Origin of the sequence: Methylocystis parvus OBBP, assembly GCF_027571405.1 — a bacterium.
In the GTDB taxonomy this organism is placed as follows: domain Bacteria; phylum Pseudomonadota; class Alphaproteobacteria; order Rhizobiales; family Beijerinckiaceae; genus Methylocystis; species Methylocystis parva.
In genome coordinates, this window is the sequence record NZ_CP092968.1 from 2762370 (window position 1) to 2784322 (window position 21953).

The following is a 21953-nucleotide window of genomic DNA, read 5'->3' on the forward strand; positions in this document are numbered from 1 at the left end:
GGTAAAAGCCGCGTATAGGAGCGCAGTTGGGATGCGTCTCTTTTTCGAACGGATATCTTAATGAAAGAACAAACTTAGCCGTAACGCGCGCCGTCACCGGATCTCGCGCAGCGGCGAGAAACTCAGGCGATGAACGGGAGTCGGGCCGTTTTCGCGCAAGGCCTCGAGATGGCGCCTGGCGGCGTAGCCCACATTCGTTTCGAAGCCATATTGCGGATAAATTGCGCCGAGTCGTCGCATCATCGCGTCGCGCGCGACTTTCGCGACGATGGAGGCGGCGGAGATGGAAAGCGCCAGCGCGTCGCCTTTCACGATGGCGCGCGTCGGACAGGAAAGACGCGGCGGATCGGAGCCGTCCACCAGAACGAAGGCGGGGGCGTTCGACAGGCTGGAGACGGCGCGCGCCATGGCGGCGAGCGAAGCTTGCCGGATGTTCATCGCGTCGATCTCCGCCGGCGTAACGAAAGCGACGCTGACCGCGAGCGCCCGGGACATGATCGCCTCGAAAGCTTCCTCGCGCTGCTTTTGCGTCAACGCCTTCGAATCGTTCAAGCCGCGCGGCAGGCGCTTGGGATCGAGAATCACCGCGGCGGCGGCGACCGGGCCGGCGAGGGGGCCGCGCCCCACTTCGTCGACCCCGGCCACCGGCCAGACGCCCTGCCGATGCAGGCGGCTTTCGAGACGAAAATCGGGACCCATTCCAACCCTCGCAAATATGAGCTTCTTTGCGTCGCCGGCCGATGCCTTGCTAAGACTTTAACCGCTTTGGCGGCCGCCCGTCGCGTGAAATTCCCGCCCGCGCCCTTATCGGAGCTTCCCATGGATGAAGACATTCAAGCGCCAGTCGAACAGGCCCTGGCGCCCGTCGTCGATGAGAGCCTGCCCGCATTGACGACGACCGCGCCCGGGCCGTCCGACGCCGGGCGCGCCAAGGGGATTTTCGGCAAGCTCGTTTCGAGCGACGACGATCTCGTCGGCCTCGTCGCCTATTCGCTCTACAAGCAGAACAAGATCGATTGGATGCGGGATTTCGAAAAGGCGCAGGGGCGTCCGCCGAACGAACAGGAATTCTCCGTCTATGGTCTCGGCGAAAACACCGGGCGCCGCGTCGCGACCTATCGCTATCTCGCCGAAGCCACGATTGCGCGGCTCTCGCCAAGCAGGGCTAGCGGCTTCAGACGCGAACATCCCGCTCTGAGCGCGACGCTGAACATATTCTACGGCCTGATCGGCGTGGCGTCGGTCGCCGCGCTGATCGTGCTGCTGCGCTTCTTCATCTCCCTTCGTCATTGATCAAACGGCGTTCGCTCAGAAAAGCGCGAGCTGCTGCGGACCGCGGCGCGGCGGCTCGAAGAGATCGGCGCGAAGCTTCGTCTGCGATTGCCCGAAGCCGATGCGCTTGGCGGCGATTTCGAAACGCCGGCCGACCATCCATGCATAGGGCCCCTCGCCCGTCATGCGCTTGCCGAAGGTCGAGTCGTAGATCTTGCCGCCGCGCGTCGAACGGACCAGCGACAATGCGCGGCGCGCTTTGTCGGGAAAATTGGCGACGAGCCATTCGCTGAAAAGATCGCGCAATTCGAGCGGCAGACGCAGCATGACGTAGCCTGCCTCGCGCGCGCCAGCAGCGTGAGCGCGGGTCAATATGGCTTCGATCTCGTCGTCATTGACGGCGGGAATGACCGGCGCCGTCATGACGGCGACGGGGACGCCCGCGGCGGCTAATTTTTCGATCGCCTCGATCCGCCGCGCAGGCGTCGCCGCGCGCGGCTCCATGATGCGCGCGAGACCCGGATCGAGAGTCGTGACGGAGATGGCGACTTTCGCGAGACCCTGTTCCGCCATCGGCGCGAGAAGATCGAGATCGCGCAGCACGAGCGCGGATTTGGTGACGATCGCCACCGGATGCTTCGCCCGCGCCAGGATTTCCAGAATCGATCGCATGACGCGATGGCGTCTCTCGATCGGCTGATACGGATCGGTGTTCGTGCCGATTGCGATCGTCTTCGGGACATATCGGGGCGCGGATAATTCGCGCTCGAGAAGCTGCGCCGCGCCTTCCTTGACGAAAAGCTCCGTCTCGAAATCGAGGCCCGGCGAAAGGCCCATATAAGCGTGAGTCGGCCGCGCGAAGCAGTAGACGCAGCCATGCTCGCAGCCTCGATAGGGATTGATCGAGCGATCGAACGAGATGTCGGGAGAATCGTTGCGCGTAACGATGGCGCGCGGCTTCTCGACATGAATATTCGTCTTCAGCGCGTCGAGACTGTCGAGCGAGCCCCAACCGTCGTCGATCTCCTCGCGCGCCTCCTTCTCAAAGCGGCCGCTGCGCTTGGAGAGCGCGCCGCGCCCGCGCCGTCGCTCGGCGTCGACCAGCGGCCCCGGCGGGACCGCGAGTTGCGGATCAGGAGAGATCGCGAGCCGGCTCATGACGTGCTCCCAAGAGAACCCGCCCCGATAAAGCATCGATGGGAGACCGGCGCCGCCGGCCTCCCATATCGCGACTCTGGGGACTTGGCGTTCCCGCCCGGCTCGACCTGCCGGATCGGAACATATCGCGAATAAGGAACAAATAAAGAACATTTTTTACGCGCGCAAGGGGGACGCGCGCAAGAGGCTTGCCGAAGCGCCGGCGGCGCGATCGCGGAAAGCCGGCCGCCCGGGGGAGCGGGCGGCGCGCTTTGCTTTACAGGAGCCAGCTTCCGCCCGGCCCCTCCGCCAGCGCGTCGGCGAGCGCGCGGGCGCGCGGCTGCTTCGGCGCGTCTGGGAAGAGCTGCTCGAATTTCTGCAGATAATCGCGCGTGGCGGGCGATGAGGCGACGAAACGGCTCTGGCATTTGCGCACCGACTGCAGCGTCACCGGCGGAAAGACCAGCCCCTCTTCGATCAGGCGGTCGCGGTGCGTCGTGTCGAAGCGCCAGCCCCAGCTCGAAATCCGGCTGTTGATCGCGGTGATGTTGAGGAAAGCCCTGTGCCGCGTATCGAGCTCGCGGACCGGCGCCTCCTCAATCGAATCGTAGCAGAAGAGACGATGCGGGCGCACGACGAGATCGCAATATTGCCGCCACAGCGCCTTCACGCTCGGCAACTGCTCTTCAGGCGAAACGACATTGACGAAGGCGCCGCAAGCGCCGCGCGCCCGCACGGCGAGGAGAGTCGAGACGAAAGCGTCCTGATGCACGAGCGGCAGGGAATGATCGCTCGCGACGACATGGATCGTGTCGCGGTAGCGGTCCATCATGACTTTGGCGAAGGACTCCCAATATTGATAGACGCCATAGTCCGGACCGAAATAATGGCCGTCGCGGCTGTCGCCGATAACGATGCTCGGACGCAAAATGATAAAGGGCAGGCCGCTTTCCGCGACGAGATATTCGGAGCGCCGTTTGAATCGCGTATAGGGCGTCGGGTCGGCGGGCGGCTCCGGCAGAAGCGCCTCGACGGAAGGCTCGAGGGAAAAGCCGCAGGCGAAAGCGGTTGAAACATGAATGAAGCGGTTGATGCGCGCTTCCTTCGACGCCCTGAGCAGATCGTTGACGAGATCGATGGTCGACGCCTGTAGGGCCTCGACGTCGAAATAATGCACGGCGCCCGCGCAGTTGATCACCTCGTCGATTCTGTTCTCACGGAAAAGGCTGGAAAAGCCTCTGCTGTCGCCGGGGGCGGGGAGGCGCACGATGCGCAGCCGCTCCAGCGCCGCGCCGTCAGGATCCCCCGCGGCGGTCATCTCCATGCGCAGCCTTGCGACAATATCGTCTCTCTGATGGCCCGGCCGCGCGGCGAGCACGACAAAGTCCTGCGTCTTCTCCAGCAAAGTCGCGCCAATCAAGCTGCCGAGATAACCGGTTCCGCCGATAACGAGAACGCGCGCCACGATGGCCTCCTTTATTTGACCGCTGTGAAAATACGAACTGCGAGACGACGCGCCTCAAGACGTCGAATGACGTTGCATTCTCATGCGCAGAGCCAGGGAAGCGCCGGCGCGTTTCGATGCAACTGCTTCATTTCGGAGCAAAGAGAGGACTTTGCGATCGAACCTCCGGGATATGGGAAGCGGTGAGCTAAGCCCCGTCTCGACCGCCCGGCGCGCGCGCGAGCCGCCGCCGCGCCGCGTGGCCGTGCGAATTCGCCTGATTGGAAGCGGAGATGGGCGAAATGGGCCTTGTCCGCTCGCGACCAACGCCGCGCTGTCGAATGCGAGCAATGGCGCTCCTTTCAAAAAAATCGTTCCGATCAAGAGCAAGAAGCAATCCAATTGCGCGGCGATCGATCGAATTCCGACAGTAGCGATCGGTTGCGGCGAGTCCAGATTGGGGAATGCGTTTCGAACAGTTCTTTCCCTGTGCGACGGCGTATCGCGCGTCCTTGCGAAGGACACGAAAATCGCCATCGCCGGAGCAAGGACTCCGTGATGAAAGGCAAGTCGTTATGGAGTCGCTAAATTTCGATTTTGCGCGGGGACGCTTCGCTTCATCGCCGCTCGTCACCGCGCCGGCGCTCGCCTTCTATGCGATCGGAGCCGCCATTCCGTCCCTGGCGTCGATATCGACGCCTGCGCCGGCGCGGCCCGGCTTCTCGTCGGCGCCAGAGCGCGGCTTTCCATCTTCGCCTTGGGTGTGACGCCGATTTTTTCGGCGACGCCGCTCGCCGACATTGCGCGATCGACGAGACGGCTCGCCCTTCGACACGAAAAAAAGAGACGGCGCCGTTGCGCCGTCTCCACGAATTTCGCTGCGAAGTCGAGGGCGTTGCGCCGCTTACTTCACGAGAATGTTCTTGAACTGCCAGGGATCGCTCTCGTCGATATCCTCGGGGAACAGTCCCGGGCGGCCGTCGAGCGGCGTCCAGTCCGTGTAATAGCCTTTCACCGGGCCGAGATAAGGCGTCTGCACGTCGAGGCAGCGCTTGTAATCCACCTCGTCCGCCTCGACGATGCCGGCCTCCGGATTCTCCAGCGCCCACACCATGCCCGCAAGCGCGGCGGAGGAGACCTGCAAACCGGTCGCGTTCTGATAGGGCGCGAGGTCGCGCGTCTCCTCGATGGAGAGCTGCGAACCGTACCAATAGGCGTTTTTGGCGTGGCCGAAGACCAGCACGCCGAGCTCGTCAATGCCGTCGACGATCTCGTTCTCGTCGAGAATCTTCCAGCTCGGCTGCATCTTGCCGGCGGCGCCGAAGATTTCGTGCAGGCTCAGCACCGCGTCATTCGCCGGATGATAGGCGTAATGGCAGGTCGGACGATAGACGACCTTGTCGCCCTCGCGCACGGTCAGATAGTCCGCGATCGAGATCGCTTCGTTATGCGTGACGAGGAAGCCATATTGCGCGCCGGGCGTCGGGCACCAGCTGCGCACGCGCGTATTGGCGCCGGGCGAGAGCAGATAGATCGCAGCGCCGCAGCCCGTCGCATGGGTGCGGCCGATGTCCGGCAATGATTTTTCATTCGTGCCCCAGCCCAGCTCCGCCGGCTGCATGCCTTCGGAGACGAACCCCTCGACCGACCAGGTGTTGACGAACACGTTCAGGGGCTTGGGGTCGCGCGCGCGCTGCGTGTCGCGTTCGGCGATGTGAATGCCCTTGACGCCGAGCTTTTGCGCCAGCGCGCCCCATTCGGCGCGGTTCGCGGGCTCCTTGTCGAAGACGCCCGTATCCTTGGCGATGTCGACCATGGCCTGCTTGACGAACCAGGAGACCATGCCCGGATTGGCGCCGACGCAGGACACGGCCGTGGAGCCGCCCGGATTCTTGCGGCGCTCTTCGAGAATCGTCTCGCGCAGCGCGTAATTGGTGCGGTCGTTATTGCCCTTCGACTTGTCGAAATAGAAACCCGGCCAGGGCTCGATGACCGTGTCGACGTAAAGGCACTTAAGCTCGCGGGCGAGCTGTATGATCGCGAGCGAGGAGACGTCGACCGAGAGATTGACGATAAAGCCTTGTCCGCCGCCCTTGGTCAGCAGCGGCGTCAGCAACTCGCGATAATTCTCGGGAGTAAGCTTGTCCTTTACGAAGGCGACGCCGCGCTCATCGAGCAGGCGTCGATGCGTATCGACCGGATCGATGACCGTGAACCGGCTCTTGTCGAATTCGAAATGCCGTTCGATGAGAGGCAAGATGCCGCGTCCGATGGAGCCGAAGCCGATCAAGACGATCGGACCGGTGATTTTTCCATAGACGGGCCATACGGACATTGGCGGAAACTCCTGCCTGCGGGGTGAATGTTGCGCCGCGATAAAGCAGGGGCGGGCGTCTTAATCAAGTGCAGGCGCCGCAGGGCCCAGCGTTCGGCGCGCGCCGCCGCCGCATTTGCGCGAACTTTTCTCCAAATCCTGCGTTCCGCCATGTGAACGACGTCATCATCCCGCCGCCCTCACATGCGCATAACTTGCCCTGCCGCGCCCGCGCGCTTGATTATGACAATCGCATGACCACAGTTGAGCGCCCTCTATAGCGAGAGGTAAGCCAATGGCGCGTTCGGTAAGGTCTCAAGATCCTCAGGCGGGGGAAAATCCGGCCCTGCATGTGGTCGAGGCGCCGGCTCCGGCGCAGAAGGCCGGCCCCGTCAAATTGCTGGCGAGCGACTCGACGGAGGACGCCGCCGTCTGCGTCTTTCTCGCGGCGCTCGATCATTTCGAGGCCAATCTCGACGCCTTCCGCCATTCGCAGGCGCCAGAAAGCGTTCATCAGATGCGCGTCGCGCTGCGCCGGCTCCGCGCGGCGATCGGTCTTTTCAAAAAGGCTTTGTCCGGCCCATCGATCGACGCCGGCCGCGCGCGCGCCAAGGAAATCGCAAGCGTTCTGGGCCGGGCGCGCAATTGGGACGTTTTTCACGACATGCTGCAGGGCGCGCCGAGCGACGCGCTGGCCCGGGAGGCGAGCTATCACGTTCTGCTCGACGCGCTGGAATTCAACCGCTCCAAGGCCTATCGCAGCGCGCGCGAGACTCTGGCGGACGCGGGGACATCCGCCTTCCTCGCCGATTTCCGCAAGGCCGTCGCCGAGCGAGACTGGACCGCGGCGCCCGGTATGACGGATGAAGGCTCGGCGCGTCCTTTCGCGCGGGAGGCGCTCACGAAACTGCGCAAGCGCGTGCTGAAGAAATCCAAGGGACTCGCCGCGCGCGCCCCGGAGGAGCGTCATCAACTGCGCATCGCCCTGAAGAAGGCGCGTTACGGCGCCGAGTTTTTCGAGAGCCTGTTCTCGCATGTCGAGGATGCGGAGGACTTCTCCCTCGCGCTCGCCAAGATGCAGGACGGGCTCGGCGTCTACAACGATATGGAGATGGCGAACGCGCTGCTCGACGAGATCGACGCGCATGGCGAAGCGAGCCTGCGCGCGTCGGGCTTCGTGCGCGGCTGGTTCGCGCATGCGGCGCTGGCGGGCGCGGCGCATGCGAAGAAAAGCGAGAAGCGGCTGAAAGGTCTGACGCCTTTCTGGGAGTGACGCGGGCTCTACGCTTTCCCTTTCAACTCATATAACGCTGCGAGCGCTTCGCGCGGGCTCAACTGGTCGGGATCGATCCGCGCCAACGTCTCGCGCAGCGCATCCCTGGACTGCGCCGCCTCCACGACATGTTTGAAGAGCGGAAGATCGTCGATCAGCGCCTCGACCGGGGCGCGCCGGTCGGCGGCCTCCAATTCCGCGAGGATGGCGTGCGCCCGCGCGACGACGCTTGCGGGGAGACCCGCGAGTTGCGCCACATGCACGCCATAGGATCGATCCGCCGCGCCTTTCACCACCTCATGAAGAAAGACGACCTCGCCCGCGTGATCCGTCACTTTCATGGTGAGATTGACGAGCCGCGCCATGCGTTTCGTGAGCTGCGTCAGCTCATGGAAATGCGTCGCGAAAATCGCGCGCGCGCGATTGATCTCGTGCAGATGCTCGATCGTCGCCCAGGCGATGGAGAGGCCGTCGAAGGTCGCGGTGCCGCGGCCGATTTCGTCCAATATCACGAGGGAGCGCTGCGTCGCGCCGTTGAGAATTGCGGCGGTCTCCACCATCTCGACCATGAATGTCGAGCGTCCGCGCGCAAGATCGTCCGAAGCGCCGACGCGCGAGAAGAGGCGATCGACGACGCCGATGCGCGCTTCGGCGGCCGGCACATAGGAGCCCGCCTGCGCAAGCAACGCGATCAGCGCGTTCTGACGCAGAAAGGTCGATTTGCCGGCCATGTTCGGGCCTGTGACGACGGCGATGCGGCCTGCTTTCTCGCCCGTCAGATCGCAATCATTCGCCGCAAAGGCCTTGCCTTGCGCCTGAAGCGACGCTTCGACCACCGGATGACGGCCCGCGACGATCGCAAAGTCGAGGGAATGATCGACAGAGGGCCGCGTCCAGCTTCGCTTTTCGGCGACCTCAGCGAGCGCGCCCAGCACGTCGAGACGCGCAAAGGCCTGCGCCAGCGCCTGCAATTCGTCGGCTCCGGCGAGAATGGCCGCCGACAAGGCGTCGAAAATCGCAAGCTCCCGCGCTAAAGCGCGATCGGCGGCGGAAGCGATCCGGCTTTGCAGATCGGCGAGTTCGCGCGTCGAGAAGCGCATGGCGTCGGCCATGGTCTGGCGATGCGTGAAGGTCTCGTCGCGCAGAAGCTTCTCGCCTTGCGCGGCGGGCACTTCGAGAAAGAAACCTAAGAAATTATTGTGCTTGATCTTGAGTTTCGTTCCCGTCGCCTCGGCGTAGCCCGCCTGCAGCGAGGCGATGACGATGCGGCTTTCGTCGCGCAACGCCCTCGCTTCGTCGAGTTCCGCGTCGCGGCCTTCGCGCACGAAGTCGCCATTGCGTTTATCGAGCGGCGCGCTGTCCTTGAGGCTACGCGCGATCTCCTGCGCCAGTCCGGCGTCGGCGCCCGCAAGCCTCGCGACGTCGCGCGCAATCTTTGCCGGCGATTCGGCGCGGGCGAACAGATCCGCAATGTCGCGCGCGGCGGCGAGCGCGGCGCCGACGCTTGCGACGTCGCGCGGACCGCCGCGCTGCAAGGCGAGACGCGACACGGCGCGGGCGAGATCGGGCGCGCGCGAAAGCTTGGCGCGCAACGCCGCGCGTATCTCCGACCTTTCGAGAAAGAAAGTCACGGCGTCGAGCCGCGCGGCGATCAGCGCGGGATCGGTCGACGGCGCCGCGAGGCGCTCTCCCAGCAGACGCGCGCCCGCCGATGTCGCGGTGAGATCGACGACGGAAAGGAGAGAGCCCTCGCGCGCGCCCGACAGCGTGCGAAGGAGTTCGAGATTGGCGCGCGTCGCGGCGTCGATTTCGAGCGTCGCGCTTTCGCGCAGACTCATGGGACGCGCGAGGGCGGGGCGGCTCCCTTTCTGCGTGCGCTCGACATAAAGGATCGCGGTCGCCGCGGCCGCAATCTCCGCTTCGCCCAGGGCGCCGAAACCCTCGAGCGTCGCGACGCCGAAGAAATCCATCAGGCGCCGGGGAGCGTCCCCGGCCTCGCGTCCGAGCGGCGCGACCGGCGCGCCGAGATTGACGAACAAGGTCGCGAGCGCCTCTTCGCGGCACAGGCTTTCGGCGGCGACGATCTCGCGCGGCTCGAAACGCGCGAGCGTCGATGAAAGCTCGTTCTCCGCGCATTGGACCACGGTGAAAGCGCCGGTCGAAATATCGACGCTGGCGACGCCGTAGCGCCACGCGCCCTTCGCGTCCCTCACGCGCGCGACCGCCGCGAAAGCGTTGGCGCGCGCCGGATCGAGCAGCGCGTCTTCGGTGATCGTGCCGGGCGTCACGAGACGCACGACGTCGCGCTTCACCACCGATTTGGGGCCGCGCTTCCTGGCCTCGGCGGGATCTTCGATCTGCTCGCAGACGGCGACGCGATGGCCGAGCGCGATGAGCTTTTGCAGATAGTCGTTGGCGCGCTCGACGGGCACGCCGCACATGGGAATGTCTTCGCCCAGATGCTTGCCGCGCTTCGTCAACATGATCCCGAGAGCGCGCGACGCGGTTTCCGCATCGTCGAAGAACAATTCGTAGAAATCGCCCATGCGATAGAAGAGCAGGCAATCCGCATTCGCCGACTTGATCTCGATATATTGGGCGATCATCGGCGTCGCGCGCGCCGCGGCGGCGGCCTGATCCGTGGCTCTCTCGCTCATGGCGGCAGTTTAGCGGCGCGTAAACGGCGGCGCCATCGGCCAGCGCCTTTTACATGTGGACGCCTCGGGCGGACGGCGCCAAGGCGCTCGAGCAGAAGGACGATGACGGCGCGAATGCGCCTCTCAAGCCGGAGGCGCTTTATTTCATTTCATCTGACCCGACGCGACTGCGGGCGCTCGTCCTTTCCGACCAGGGATTGGACGGCGCGCCGCTCGTCTTCGACATTCCGTGATGAGGCGTCTTTAGCGCCACATAGCGAGCAGGATGATGATGGGGATCGGCACCCCGAGCAGCCACAATAAAACCGAACGGCCCATATTCGCCTCCTCTCACCAGCGCATCGCCGCCGACAGCCCGATATTTTCGTCGCGATGGCGACCGCCCATGACCGCGCCGCTCCAGGCTGACGCCGCCGCGAGCAGCATGGCGGCCGCGGCGATGAAGCTCGCCATGATTCCCGCCTTGCGCGCCTTGTCCGCGACGTCCTTGGCGCGAGCGTTGTCGTCGCGAACCTGCTGCATGACCGAATCGACCCGCGCGCGGGCGTCGGCCGGCGAGAGGCCCGTGCTCGAGGCGAGCAGGTTCTGCAGATAAATGCGGTCCTGATCGCCGATCTCGCCCGTGGCCTGCCCCCGCGCGATGATGCGCGAGACGATCTGGCGCGTATCCGCCGTCGTGGCGATCGGCGCGGGCGTCCCGGCGCGCTGCGCGCCGCCGCCGTCGCCCCGCATCAGCGTATCGACGCGGTAATCGACGGGGTTGGAGACGAGCCCGCTCTTTTGCGCCTGCTGAGTCGCCGTATCGACGCCCGCCTTGCCGAGATTGTAGAGCGAGGAGCCGAGCGCCAGCGCGACGATGATCATGCAGGTGGCCCAGACGGTGAGCCCATGGGCGCCGTCGCGCACCTCCGCCTCCTCGCGCGGCGCGTCGATATTGCGCCGGCGCAGACGCCCGCAGACATAGCCGCCGGCGGCGTAGCTCGCGACGGTGACCCAGATGACCCACAAAGCCAGCGCGATGGCGTGCGTCATGGGCGAGGCGCCTTCGTAAGGCGAGGCGAGCGACAGCCCGATCCCCGAACCGAAGGCCGCCATGACGAAGGAAATCGCCGTGGCGACCGCGACCCCCGCGAGGATCGCGCCCCAATCCACGGCGCTGACGAAACCCGCGCGCTCCGTGGCGACGGGAGCGCCCGGCGCATAGCCGGGCCGTATGACGTCCGTCATGCGCCCCTCCTATCGCAGGCCGAGCAGAGACAGGATCGCCATGACGATCACGACCAAGCCGACAAGATAAATGATGCTGTTCATCCCCGCCTCCATGTCGGCGCGCGACGGCGCCGGGCGTGAAAAGTGAGGCGGGAACGCGGGGCGGGCGGGGATTGTTCCGAGGAGAGCCCCGATGCTGGCATGGGCTGAAAGCGGGGACGAACCCCAGGACGCGCAGATGTCCGGGCGGACTCCCGCCCGCCCGCTTGTCCATCCCGCCCGCCCCCGGCTATGCTGCGCCGCAATAGGCGCAGCAATCGGAAAGGCTTGCCCAAATGAGTGAAAGCATGAGCGATCGGCCCGTCTTCACGGAGAAGGAGGCGCTGCTCTTTCACTCGCGCGGGCGCCCCGGCAAGCTCGCCGTCGTCTCGACCAAGCCCATGGCGACGCAGCGCGATCTCTCGCTCGCTTATTCGCCCGGCGTCGCCGCGCCGGTGATGGCCATCGCCAAGGACCCCTCGCTCGCCTTCGACTATACGACGCGCGGCAATATGGTCGCCGTCATCACCAATGGCACGGCGATTCTAGGGCTCGGCGATCTCGGGCCGCTCGCGGCCAAGCCCGTGATGGAAGGCAAGGCCGCCCTCTTCAAGCGCTTCGCCGACATCGATTCGATCGACCTCGAAGTCGACGCCAAGGAGGTCGAGGATTTCATCAACGCGGTGCGCTATCTCGGCCCCTCTTTCGGCGGGATCAATCTCGAAGACATCAAGGCGCCCGAATGCTTCGTAATCGAAGAGCGGCTGCGCGAAATGATGGACATTCCCGTCTTTCACGACGACCAGCACGGCACGGCGATCATCTCGGCGGCGGGCCTCATCAACGCCCTGCTGCTCACCGGCCGCGACATCAAGGAGACGAAGCTCGTCTGCAACGGCGCGGGCGCGGCGGGCATCGCCTGTCTCGACCTCGCCAGGGCGCTCGGCTTCGATCCGCGCAACATCACGCTTTGCGACACGAAAGGCGTCGTCTATCGCGGGCGCGCGGAAGGCATGAATCAATGGAAAAGCGCGCATGCCGTCGAGACCAGGGCGCGCACGCTCGCCGAGGCGCTGGAAGGCGCGGATATTTTCTACGGCCTCTCCGTCGCGGGCGCGCTGACGCCGGAAATGCTCAAGAACATGGCGTCGGACCCGATCGTCTTCGCCATGGCCAATCCCGATCCTGAAATCACCCCGGAAGAAGCGCGCGCGGCGCGGCCGGACTGCATCATCGCCACGGGGCGTTCGGACTATCCGAACCAGGTGAATAACGTTCTGGGCTTTCCCTACATCTTTCGCGGCGCGCTCGACGTTCGCGCCAAGACCATCAATATGGAGATGAAGATCGCCGCCGTGCAGGCGCTCGCCGACCTTGCGCGCGAGGACGTGCCGGACGAAGTGGCGAACGCCTATCGCGGCGCGCGCCCGCGCTTCGGGCGCGATTATCTCATCCCCGCGCCTTTCGATCCGCGCCTCATACACGTCGTGCCGACGGCGGTCGCGCGCGCCGCGATGGAATCGGGCGTCGCGCGCCGGCCGATCATCGACATGAAGGCTTATCGGCATGAGCTTTCCGCGCGCCGCGATCCGATCGCGGGCGTGATGCAGACCGTCTTCGAACGCGTGCGGCGGGAGCCCAAGCGCGTCGTCTTCGCGGAAGGCGAGGAGCAGCAGGTCATCCGCGCGGCCGTCACTTTCGTCAATCAGGGATTGGGAACGGCGGTGCTCGTCGGCCGCGAGGACCGGGTGAAGGCCAACGCCGCCAATGCGGGCGTCGAGCTCGCGCCCGGCATCGAAATTCACAACGCCAAGCTCTCCCACCGCAACACGGTCTACGCGCAGTTTCTCTTCGAGCGGCTGCAGCGCAAGGGCTTTCTGCTGCGCGACTGCCAGCGCCTGATCAATCAGGACCGCAACCATTTCGCCGCCGCCATGGTCGCCCGCGGCGACGCGGACGCGATGGTGACGGGCGTGACGCGCAATTTCTCCAATGCGCTCGAGGAAGTCCGCCGCGTCGTCGATCAGAAGCCGGGACATCGCGTCATCGGCGTCTCGCTCATTCTCGCCAAGGGACGCGTCGTCGTCGTGGCGGATACGGCGATCACGGAATTGCCGGAAGCGGAGGAGCTTGCCGAAATCGCGATCGAGGCGGCGGGCGTCGCTCGGCGCATCGGCCTCATTCCGCGCGTCGCCATGCTCGCTTTCTCGACCTTCGGCTATCCGCCCGGCGAGCGCACCGAGCGCGTGCATGACGCGGTGCGGGTGCTCGATCAGCGCCGCGTCGATTTCGAATATGAGGGCGAGATGGGCGCCGACATCGCGCTCAACAAGGAATTGATGGGCGCCTATCCCTTCTCCCGGCTGAAGGACACGGCGAACGTCCTCGTCATGCCGGCTTTCCACTCCGCGGCGATCTCGACCAAGATGCTGCAGGAGCTGGGCGACGCGACGGTGCTCGGGCCGCTGATCGTCGGCCTCGACAAACCCGTTCAGATCACCCAGCTCGGCGCGACCGATACGGAGATCGTCAATATGGCGGCGCTCGCCGCGTTCGGCCTCGGCGGCTGACGATCAAAGGGTGAAGGGCGGCAGCGCGCTTGTCATGCGCGCGGCGGCGAAGAGGCCCACGGCGAAGTGGATGAGCAGCGTCGTCGTCCCGAATCCGAAAGCGAAAAGGCCGAGATTCTCGACAGCGCGGCGCATCTCCCGTCGGCTGGGAAGGCTCGGCCCGCGCGTTGCGCGGAACAGATGCGTTACGGGCTGCGGCGGAACGGCTGCAACGCCGCCCTCGAGGGAATATTGAACGCGGCTCATGGCGATCGACCCGTCTTCTATTGTGGTTGCTGCTTCGTAGCCGCATTAGAAGACACCCGGCGGTTTAAGGCCGGGCGAAAGAGACGCGCGCAATTCTAGCGATGCCCATCGTTCGCAGGCCTTTGGAACAAAATCCTTCGATCGACGCCAAGCGAGAAAGAAAAGGCCCCAGACGTTTCGACGTCCGGGGCCCGCATTTGAGGATGATTTTTGAACCGTAAGCCAAGGCGCGCTTATTGCGCGGCGAGCTTGATCTCCGGATAGGTGCAACGCTCGTCGCTCTTGTGGTCGACATGCAGATGCGCCGGCGGCTCGGCGAAGGCGATGCCCAGCGTATGCCAGACGTCGACCATCGCTTCGACGAGTTGCGCAATATGCTCATGCGTGTGGCGCGGCGTCGGCGTGATGCGCAGGCGCTCGGAGCCTTTGGCGACGGTCGGATAGTTGATCGGCTGGATGTAGATGCTGTGGCGCGTGAGCAGCAGGTCGCTCGCCGCCTTGCAGAGCTCCGCGTCGCGCACCATCACCGGGACGATATGCGAGCCGTTTTCGAGGATCGGCAGGCCGGCGGCGGCGAGCGCGTGCTTGGTGATATGGGCGGCGCGCTGATGTGCGGCGCGCAGATCGGTGCGGCGCTTCAGAAGCCGCACGGAGGCGCAGGCCGCAGCGGCGACGGCCGGCGGCAGCGCGGTCGAGAAGATGAAGGCGCCGGCATAAGAGCGGATGGCGTCGATCACCGCCGAGTCGCCCGCGACATAGCCGCCGATCACGCCGAAGCCCTTGGCGAGCGTGCCCTCGATGACGTCGATGCGGTCCATCACGCCTTCGCGCTCGCAAATGCCGCCGCCCCGCGCGCCATACATGCCGACCGCATGGACTTCGTCGACATAGGTCATGGCGCCGTAACGCTCGGCGAGCGCCGCGATTTCTTTGACCGGCGCGATATTGCCGTTCATCGAATAGAGGCTCTCGAAGACGACGAGCTTGGGCCGGTCGCCGGCCTCGATCAGCAATTCTTCGAGATGAGCGAGATCGTTATGGCGGAAAATCCTGCGCTCTGCGCGCGAGCGCTTCACGCCCTCGATCATCGAATTGTGGTTCGACGCGTCGGAGAGGATGACGCAATTGGGCAGGAGGTCGGCGATGGTCGAGATCGCCGCGAGATTGGAGATCCAGCCCGAGGTGAAGATGAGGGCGGCTTCCTTGCCGTGAAGGTCGGCGAGTTCGCGCTCCAGCTCGACAATGGCGTGGCTCGTGCCGGAAATGTTGCGGGTGCCGCCCGCCCCGGCGCCCACCTTGCTGGCGGTGTCGACCATGGCGTCGATCACCTCGGCGTGCTGGCCCATGCCAAGATAGTCGTTGGAGCACCAGACGGTCACGTCGTCGACCGCGCCGTCGTCGCGATGCCATTTGGCCAGAGGAAACGTCTCGACGTCGCGTTCGAGATGAACAAAGACGCGATAACGGCGCTCGTCCTTCAGACGGGCGACGGCCGCCTCGAAATATCGCCGATACACCATTACCGAACCCTCGATCTCTTGACGCCCATCAAACCGGTCGGCGAGGCCCCGTCCTGCCTGCCGCCTAGTTTGGACGTTTTCTTACATAGCCGATCCTAAGCTGAATGGCGAGAGGCGGAACGTCGCGGGGCATGGGTCCAGCAGCAGGAAAAGTTGTGGCGCCGGCCGGGCCGCGCGATGCTATAAGCGGCAATAAAAGCTTCACTTTGGGGCGCGAGAAGGCTTTCCTGAGACATTGCGCCGCAAGGAAATTGGACAGCATGCCATCCTCCGATCCATTCAAGCGCCGCGCGGTTCTGGCGCTCCTCTTTTCCGTCGCGGCGGACGTCGCGCCTTGCGCAGGCGCGACGCCGGAGAGAGTGGCCGATTTCGAGAAAATCGTCGTGATCGTCCAGGAGAATCACAGCTTCGACAATCTTTTCGGAAAATGGGGCGATGTCGGCGGCCAGCCGGTGAACGACCTCCGCTTCGCCGCTTCGGCCGCGCCCCAGATCCGCGCCGACGCGACGCCCTATGAATGCCTCCCGCAAAACGACGTCAATCTGACCGCGCCCGCGCCTTTGCCGGTTCTCTGCGTCGAAAAGAGCGTCGCGGGAGCCCCGCTGCCGGGAGCTTTCCCCAATCGGCCCTTTGAGATCGACGCTTTCATCGTCCCGACGGACACGACCTGCCCGCTGCCCGGCGAGCGCCCGCCAAAGGACGGCGTGGCGAAGGGAAAAGGACTTCCCGGCGGCTGCACGCGCGACATGGCGCACCGCTTCTACGCCGAGCAGTTCCAGATCAATGGCGGCAGGCAAGACCGCTTTGTGACCGGCGGCGACGCGATGGGCCTCGTCATGGGCTATTACGACACGACGAAGCTGCCCATCTATCGCTATCTCCATGCGCCCGGCGCCCCGCATTATGTGGTCGCGGACAATTTCTTTCACGCGGCCTTTGGCGGCTCCTTCATCAATCACCAATGGCTGATCGCCGCCGCGACGCCCGTCTTCGAACAGGCCGACAATTCTGGCGGCGCGCATGATTTGCATGCGGTCGTCGACGAGAACGGGATGGGCGCGAATACGCCGCTCTACGCCAGTCCGCTCGGCAAGATGGCGCAGGAATACGCGCTGACCGCCTCCTGCGCGCCGCCGCCCGGCCGTCCCGCGCCGCCGCCGGGCGTCGCCTGCGGAGATTTCGCTGTCGGAACGATTCAGCCTTCCAACGAACCCATCAAGCCGGGGACGCCGCCGTGGCAACGCCTCCCCGCCCTCGCGCATGAGACGATCGGCGATCGCCTCGATGACGCACATATAGATTGGGCCTGGTATGCGGGCGGATGGTCCAACGCCGACGGCCGCGTCGGCGCGCCGGGCTGGACGAATCCTCCGACGCATTGCGATCCCGCGACGACGATGGCCGGAGCGGTTTTTCCCCGCTGCCCGGACATGATGTTCCAGTTCCACCACCAGCCCTTCGTCTATTTCGGCAAATATGCGCCGGGAACCGACGCCCGCAAGGAACGCCTTCTCGACGAAACGGAATTCCTCGCAGCCGCGGCCCAGGGCGGACTGAGGCCGGTAAGCTTTGTGAAAGCGCTGGGGTCGGAGAACGAGCATCCCGGCGACGCCAGCGAATCCCGCGGCGACCAGCATCTCGTCGATCTTGTCGAGGCGGTCGTGAAAGGTCCGGACGCAAACAGGACGCTGATCGTCGTCATCTATGACGAATTCGGCGGCGCATGGGACCATGTCGCTCCGCCGCCGTGGAATGCGGACAAGAGCGCGCCTTCCGACAAATGGGGACCCGGCGCGCGCGTTCCCGCGTTGCTCATCTCCGCGCGTTTCGCGCGCTCCGGCGTCGACAAGGCGGCGCATGACACGACGTCGGTCACGAAGCTGATCGAGGAGCGCTTCGGCCTCGCGCCGCTGTCGGCGCGCGACGCCGCCGTGCGCAGCCTCTCGAGCGCGATCAGCGTCGCTTATTAGCGCGAGCTGCCGTCGTTGCGCCTGTGCGGGCGCGCAAAGCCGCCGATCGCCGACCGCCCTAATCTGCGCGCAACTGAAGGAGTGCGCGCCATGGGCGAGATGACGCTTGTGCAGGACGAGGAATTCATGGAAAGCGGCGGCCGTTTCGCGGCGCTGCCGGGCGAGACCATCTTTGCATATTGTTCATTCGATGATTTCGAGATCAGCAGACCCAGCGTCGAAGGCGCGATTATCGGCTGCGCTTTCACGCGCGTGACCTGGTACTGGGAGCTGTTCAACACCGCTTTGATATTAGATACGACTTTCGAAAATTGCGTTTTTCAGGGTTGCTCCTTCCGCAGCGTCGATTTTGTGAACTGCACGTTCAAGCGTTGCCGTTTCGAGCTCGACAATCTCGGCGGCGCCTGCCTCTTCGACGATTGCCGCGTCGTGGAATCGGCCTTTGAGGATTGCGTTTTCGTGAAAGACGAGCGGCCGGGAGCCGGGCCGCTTTTCAGCAAGAACCGGTTTTACGGCTGCACGCAGCGGGGAACGCGGGGCGAGAGGCCGCCTTTCGACTGAGCCTTGAAGCACACGGCGCGGCTGCGTCGAAAAGGTCGCCGGTTCGCCTCTTTCAGACGATTTCACCGCGCGAGCGCGTCCAGCACCCGCGCCCAGCTCCGCGCGCCCTTGTGGAAGCTCGTATAGCTGTATTTCTCGTTCGGCGAATGGATGCGGTCGTCATCCAGCGCGAAGCCGATCATCAGCGTGTCCATATTCAGGTCGCGCTTGAAGGCGCCGACGATCGGGATGGAGCCGCCGCAGCCCGTGAGCGCCGCGTCCTTCCGCCACTCTTCGGTCAATGCGCGGCGGGCGCGCGAAAGCGCCTCGGAGCTGAAGGGCAGCTGAAGCGCGTTGGAGGCGCCGTGATTGATGAATTCGACCTTGGCGTCCGCCGGCAGCCTCTCGCGCACAAAGGCGCGGAAGCTTTCGAGGATCGCCTTGGCGTTCTGCTGTCCGACGAGACGGAAGGAGAATTTCGCCGAGGCCTGCGCCGGCAGCACGGTCTTCGAACCCTTGCCCGTATAGCCGCCGACAATGCCGTTCACGTCGCAGGTGGGGCGCGCCCAGATCTGCTCCATGACGCCCTTGCCCTTCTCGCCGCCGACGCGCGTGAGGCCAATATCGGCGAGCCATTGGCTTTCGTCGAATTCGAGATTGCGCCACTGCTCGGCGATGTCTTCCGGGATTTCAGGCACGCCGGCGTAGAAACCCGGCAGCGTCACCTTGCCCTCTTCGTCGTGCAGATCGGCGATGATCTTCGAGAGCGCATGCACCGGATTGTTCACCGGCCCGCCGAACATGCCGGAATGCAGATCGTGGCTCGCGATCCTGATGACGACTTCCTCCTGGGCGAGGCCGCGCAGCATGACGGTGATCGCGGGCGTTTTCGCGTTCCACATGCTGGTGTCGCAGACGAGAGCGATGTCGGGCTGCGAAAGTTCGTCCTTGTGCTTGGCTAGGAAATCGGGAAGCGAGGGCGAGCCCGTCTCCTCTTCGCCCTCGAAGAGGAAGGTGACGTTGCAGGGCAGGCCGCCATTCGCCTCGAAGGCGCGGCAGGCCTCCACGAAAGTCATGAGCTGGCCCTTATCGTCGGAAGAGCCGCGCGCGACGATCTCCTTGCCTTCCTTGCCATCGGCTAGACGCGGCGCGAAGGGATCGGCCTCCCACAGCTCCAGCGGGTCCGGCGGCTGCACGTCGTAATGGCCGTAGAACAGCACATGCGGCGCATCCTTGCGCTTCGCCCTGGCGTGGCCGACGACGATGGGATGGCCGGGCGTCTCGCGCACCTCGGCCGTATAGCCGAGCCCTTTCAATTCATCGGCGAGCCAATTGGCGGCGCGCAGACATTGCTGCGTGAAAGCGGGATCGGTCGAAACCGAGGGGATGCTGAGCAAATCGAACAGGCGCTGCGTCGACGCGGGCAAATTCGCGTCGATCGCGTTCAAGACATCGTCGATCGTGGCCATGGAATCAGGTCCTTCGCAGTTGATGCGAAGCTAGTGCGAAGTGGCGGCGGTGGGAAGGCGGAATGGGGCGGAAACGATCCCTCCTCCTTCGAGACGGCCGCTTTGCGCGCCTCCTCAGGAGGACGGGCATTTGCGAGGTGGCGGGCCAAGGAATTTGCTGTACAAAAAGCAGTCCTCATCCTGATGAGCCGCCGAAGGCGGCGTCTCGAAGGACGAGCGCTGCGCCTGTCGTAAGCCTGCAAACTCAACGCGTCGGCGTCGGCGTCCCGCTACGGTAATCGTAAAAGCCCCGCTGGGTCTTTTTGCCGAGCCAGCCGGCCTCGACATATTTCACCAGCAGCGGGCAGGGGCGGTATTTGGTGTCGGCGAGGCCTTCATGCAGCACCTGCATCACCGAGAGGCAGGTGTCCAACCCGATGAAATCCGCGAGCTGCAGCGGGCCCATCGGATGATTGGCGCCGAGCTTCATCGCCGTGTCGATCGCCTCGACCGAGCCCACGCCCTCATAGAGCGTGTAGATCGCCTCATTGATCATCGGCAGCAGGATGCGGTTGACGATGAAGGCGGGGAAATCCTCGGCGACCGTCACGGTCTTGCCGAGCTTCGTGCAAAATCTCTTCGCCTCTTCGAAAGTCGCGTCGTCCGTGGCGATGCCGCGGATCAGCTCGACGAGCTGCATGCGCGGCACCGGATTCATGAAATGAATGCCGATGAAGCGCTCGGGACGGCCCGTGATGGAGGCGAGGCGCGTGATCGAGATAGACGAGGTGTTGGAGGCGATGATGCCCTCGGGCTTCACCACCAGCGCGACGTCCGTGAGGATCCTGCGCTTGATCTCTTCGTTCTCCGTCGCAGCCTCGATGACGATGTCGCAATCGCGAAAGTCCTGAATCGCGGGCGCGCCGGAAATGTGAGGCAGAGCCGCCTCGACCGCATCTGCCGCGAGGAATCCGCGTTCGGCCGACTTCCGCATCTGGACGCCGATATCCGTGACGCCCGCCTCGATCCGATCCGTCGTCACGTCGTTGATGGCGACGTCATAGCCGGCGAGCGCGCAGACATGCGCGATGCCTTTGCCCATCTGTCCCGCGCCGATTACGCCGACTTTGCGAATTTCGAAGCTCATTGTCCGAACACCATAGCGAGAGGACCGCCGTCAAAAGGGCGGGACGGCTGCGATGCAAATGCGGCCACGTTGCACTGCAATATAACGCGCGAATGGGTCGAAAGAAAACTGGCAAGCTTGGAAAAAGTCGCGTTGACGCTTCCCCCTCCCCGCCGATGAAGGCTTTCGGCCTGCTCCCTCTCCCGCATATGGCGAGGGAGGGTTGGGGAGGGGGTCATGTCCTTACTTGCCGAGCTTGGCGAGTTCCGCGTCGAGCTCGGGGATCGCGTTGAAGAGATCGGCGACGAGGCCGTAATCGGCGACCTGGAAGATCGGCGCCTCTTCGTCCTTGTTGATCGCGACGATGATCTTCGAGTCCTTCATCCCGGCGAGATGCTGGATCGCGCCCGAAATGCCGACCGCGATATAGAGCTCGGGCGCGACCGCCTTGCCGGTCTGGCCGACCTGAAGGTCGTTCGGCGCATAGCCGGCGTCGACCGCCGCGCGAGAGGCGCCGATGGCGGCGTTGAGCTTGTTCGCGACGGGGTCCAGCACTTTCTGGAAATTCTCGGCCGAGCCGAGGGCGCGGCCGCCGGAGACGATGATGCGCGCCGAGGTCAGCTCGGGACGCTCGGACTTGGCGAGCTCCTCGCTCTTGAAGGAGGAGACGCCCGGATTGGACGCGGCGCCGATCGACTCGACCGGAGCCGAGCCGCCATCCGGCGCGGCCGCGAAAGCCGTGGTGCGGACGGTGATGACTTTCTTGGCGTCCCTGGCGCGGACCGTCTGCACGGCGTTGCCGGCATAGATCGGGCGCTCGAACGTATCAGGCGAGACGACCTTGATGATGTCCGAAACCTGGGCCACGTCGAGCAGCGCGGCGACGCGCGGCAGCACGTTCTTGGCGGCGCTGGTCGAGGGCGCCATGATAACGTCATAGGACGGCGCGAGCGACAGAATGAGCGCCGCAACCGGCTCCGCGAGCACATGGTCGAGCGACGCGTCGGCGGCGTAGAGCGCTTTCTCGACGCCCGCGAGCTTGGCGGCGGAGGCCGCAGCAGCGTCGAGGCCGGGGCCGACGACGAGGATGTGGACCGGCCCGCCGATCTGCGCGGCGGCTGCAAGCGCCTTGGCGGTGGACGGCGCCAGCGCGCCATTGGCGGTTTCAGCGAGAAGCAGAATGGCCAT

At 64.8% G+C, this 21953-nt stretch carries 18 protein-coding genes; 7 read left to right on the forward strand and 11 right to left on the reverse strand.

The genetic code is table 11. From position 1 onward, the window contains the following. Positions 1–93: 93 nt before the first annotated feature. Positions 94–699, reverse strand: coding sequence for a ribonuclease HII (locus MMG94_RS13420; protein ID WP_016921639.1), 606 nt, complete (start codon positions 697–699; stop codon positions 94–96). Positions 700–819: 120 nt separating this feature from the next. On the opposite strand from MMG94_RS13420, the gene MMG94_RS13425 reads away from it, so the two are divergent. Further along, positions 820–1293: a hypothetical protein gene (locus tag MMG94_RS13425; protein WP_154419733.1), complete on the forward strand. Its 474-nt coding sequence runs from the start codon at positions 820–822 to the stop codon at positions 1291–1293. A gap of 15 nt (positions 1294–1308) precedes the next feature. Here the strand turns inward: MMG94_RS13425 and MMG94_RS13430 are convergent, their stop codons facing one another. Continuing rightward, positions 1309–2430: a PA0069 family radical SAM protein gene (locus tag MMG94_RS13430; protein ID WP_040579536.1), complete on the reverse strand. Its 1122-nt coding sequence runs from the start codon at positions 2428–2430 to the stop codon at positions 1309–1311. Positions 2431–2686: 256 nt separating this feature from the next. After that, positions 2687–3874 (reverse strand): NAD-dependent epimerase/dehydratase family protein, encoded by a 1188-nt coding sequence (locus MMG94_RS13435; protein WP_016921642.1) that lies wholly within the window; start codon positions 3872–3874, stop codon positions 2687–2689. 554 nt (positions 3875–4428) lie between these two features. On the opposite strand from MMG94_RS13435, the gene MMG94_RS13440 reads away from it, so the two are divergent. Then, the gene (locus tag MMG94_RS13440; protein ID WP_016921644.1) at positions 4429–4620 is read left to right on the forward strand and encodes a hypothetical protein; all 192 of its coding nucleotides are present in this window, start codon (positions 4429–4431) and stop codon (positions 4618–4620) included. 137 nt (positions 4621–4757) lie between these two features. Here MMG94_RS13440 and MMG94_RS13445 read toward each other — a convergent pair whose 3' ends face one another. Next, positions 4758–6188 (reverse strand): homospermidine synthase, encoded by a 1431-nt coding sequence (locus tag MMG94_RS13445; protein WP_016921645.1) that lies wholly within the window; start codon positions 6186–6188, stop codon positions 4758–4760. A 274-nt stretch (positions 6189–6462) separates the two neighbouring features. Between MMG94_RS13445 and MMG94_RS13450 the strand changes: the two genes are divergently transcribed. Next, positions 6463–7440 (forward strand): CHAD domain-containing protein, encoded by a 978-nt coding sequence (locus MMG94_RS13450; RefSeq protein ID WP_016921646.1) that lies wholly within the window; start codon positions 6463–6465, stop codon positions 7438–7440. Between the two features lie 8 nt (positions 7441–7448). Here the strand turns inward: MMG94_RS13450 and mutS are convergent, their stop codons facing one another. Further along, on the reverse strand, positions 7449–10097 hold the full coding sequence (gene mutS, locus MMG94_RS13455) for a DNA mismatch repair protein MutS (RefSeq protein WP_016921647.1): 2649 nt from the start codon (positions 10095–10097) through the stop codon (positions 7449–7451). A 53-nt stretch (positions 10098–10150) separates the two neighbouring features. Here mutS and MMG94_RS13460 point away from each other — a divergent pair, with 53 nt between their 5' ends. Next, positions 10151–10330, forward strand: coding sequence for a hypothetical protein (locus tag MMG94_RS13460; RefSeq protein ID WP_016921648.1), 180 nt, complete (start codon positions 10151–10153; stop codon positions 10328–10330). Between the two features lie 97 nt (positions 10331–10427). Here the strand turns inward: MMG94_RS13460 and MMG94_RS13465 are convergent, their stop codons facing one another. Then, on the reverse strand, positions 10428–11324 hold the full coding sequence (locus tag MMG94_RS13465) for a hypothetical protein (RefSeq protein WP_016921649.1): 897 nt from the start codon (positions 11322–11324) through the stop codon (positions 10428–10430). A gap of 329 nt (positions 11325–11653) precedes the next feature. On the opposite strand from MMG94_RS13465, the gene MMG94_RS13470 reads away from it, so the two are divergent. Further along, positions 11654–13915 carry an NADP-dependent malic enzyme gene (locus tag MMG94_RS13470; protein ID WP_016921651.1) on the forward strand — a complete coding sequence of 754 codons (2262 nt, stop codon included), beginning with the start codon at positions 11654–11656 and terminating at the stop codon, positions 13913–13915. A 3-nt stretch (positions 13916–13918) separates the two neighbouring features. Here MMG94_RS13470 and MMG94_RS13475 read toward each other — a convergent pair whose 3' ends face one another. After that, entirely contained in the window at positions 13919–14161 is a 243-nt protein-coding gene (locus MMG94_RS13475; protein WP_016921652.1) for a hypothetical protein, read from the reverse strand. Positions 14162–14394: 233 nt separating this feature from the next. Then, on the reverse strand, positions 14395–15681 hold the full coding sequence (gene hemA / locus MMG94_RS13480; protein ID WP_016921653.1) for a 5-aminolevulinate synthase: 1287 nt from the start codon (positions 15679–15681) through the stop codon (positions 14395–14397). A gap of 260 nt (positions 15682–15941) precedes the next feature. Between hemA and MMG94_RS13485 the strand changes: the two genes are divergently transcribed. Both MMG94_RS13485 and MMG94_RS13490 read left to right on the forward strand, forming a co-directional pair. After that, complete coding sequence (locus MMG94_RS13485) at positions 15942–17651, forward strand: alkaline phosphatase family protein (RefSeq protein WP_154419731.1); 1710 nt, start codon at positions 15942–15944, stop codon at positions 17649–17651. Positions 17652–17741: 90 nt separating this feature from the next. Then, entirely contained in the window at positions 17742–18212 is a 471-nt protein-coding gene (locus tag MMG94_RS13490; RefSeq protein ID WP_016921655.1) for a pentapeptide repeat-containing protein, read from the forward strand. 62 nt (positions 18213–18274) lie between these two features. Here the strand turns inward: MMG94_RS13490 and MMG94_RS13495 are convergent, their stop codons facing one another. From MMG94_RS13495 to MMG94_RS13505, 3 genes are all read right to left on the reverse strand, one after another. Beyond that, complete coding sequence (locus MMG94_RS13495; RefSeq protein WP_016921656.1) at positions 18275–19660, reverse strand: M20/M25/M40 family metallo-hydrolase; 1386 nt, start codon at positions 19658–19660, stop codon at positions 18275–18277. A 244-nt stretch (positions 19661–19904) separates the two neighbouring features. Then, the gene (locus MMG94_RS13500) at positions 19905–20786 is read right to left on the reverse strand and encodes a 3-hydroxybutyryl-CoA dehydrogenase (protein WP_016921657.1); all 882 of its coding nucleotides are present in this window, start codon (positions 20784–20786) and stop codon (positions 19905–19907) included. Positions 20787–21008: 222 nt separating this feature from the next. Then, positions 21009–21953, reverse strand: a complete 945-nt coding sequence (locus MMG94_RS13505; RefSeq protein WP_016921658.1) for an electron transfer flavoprotein subunit alpha/FixB family protein — start codon at positions 21951–21953, stop codon at positions 21009–21011.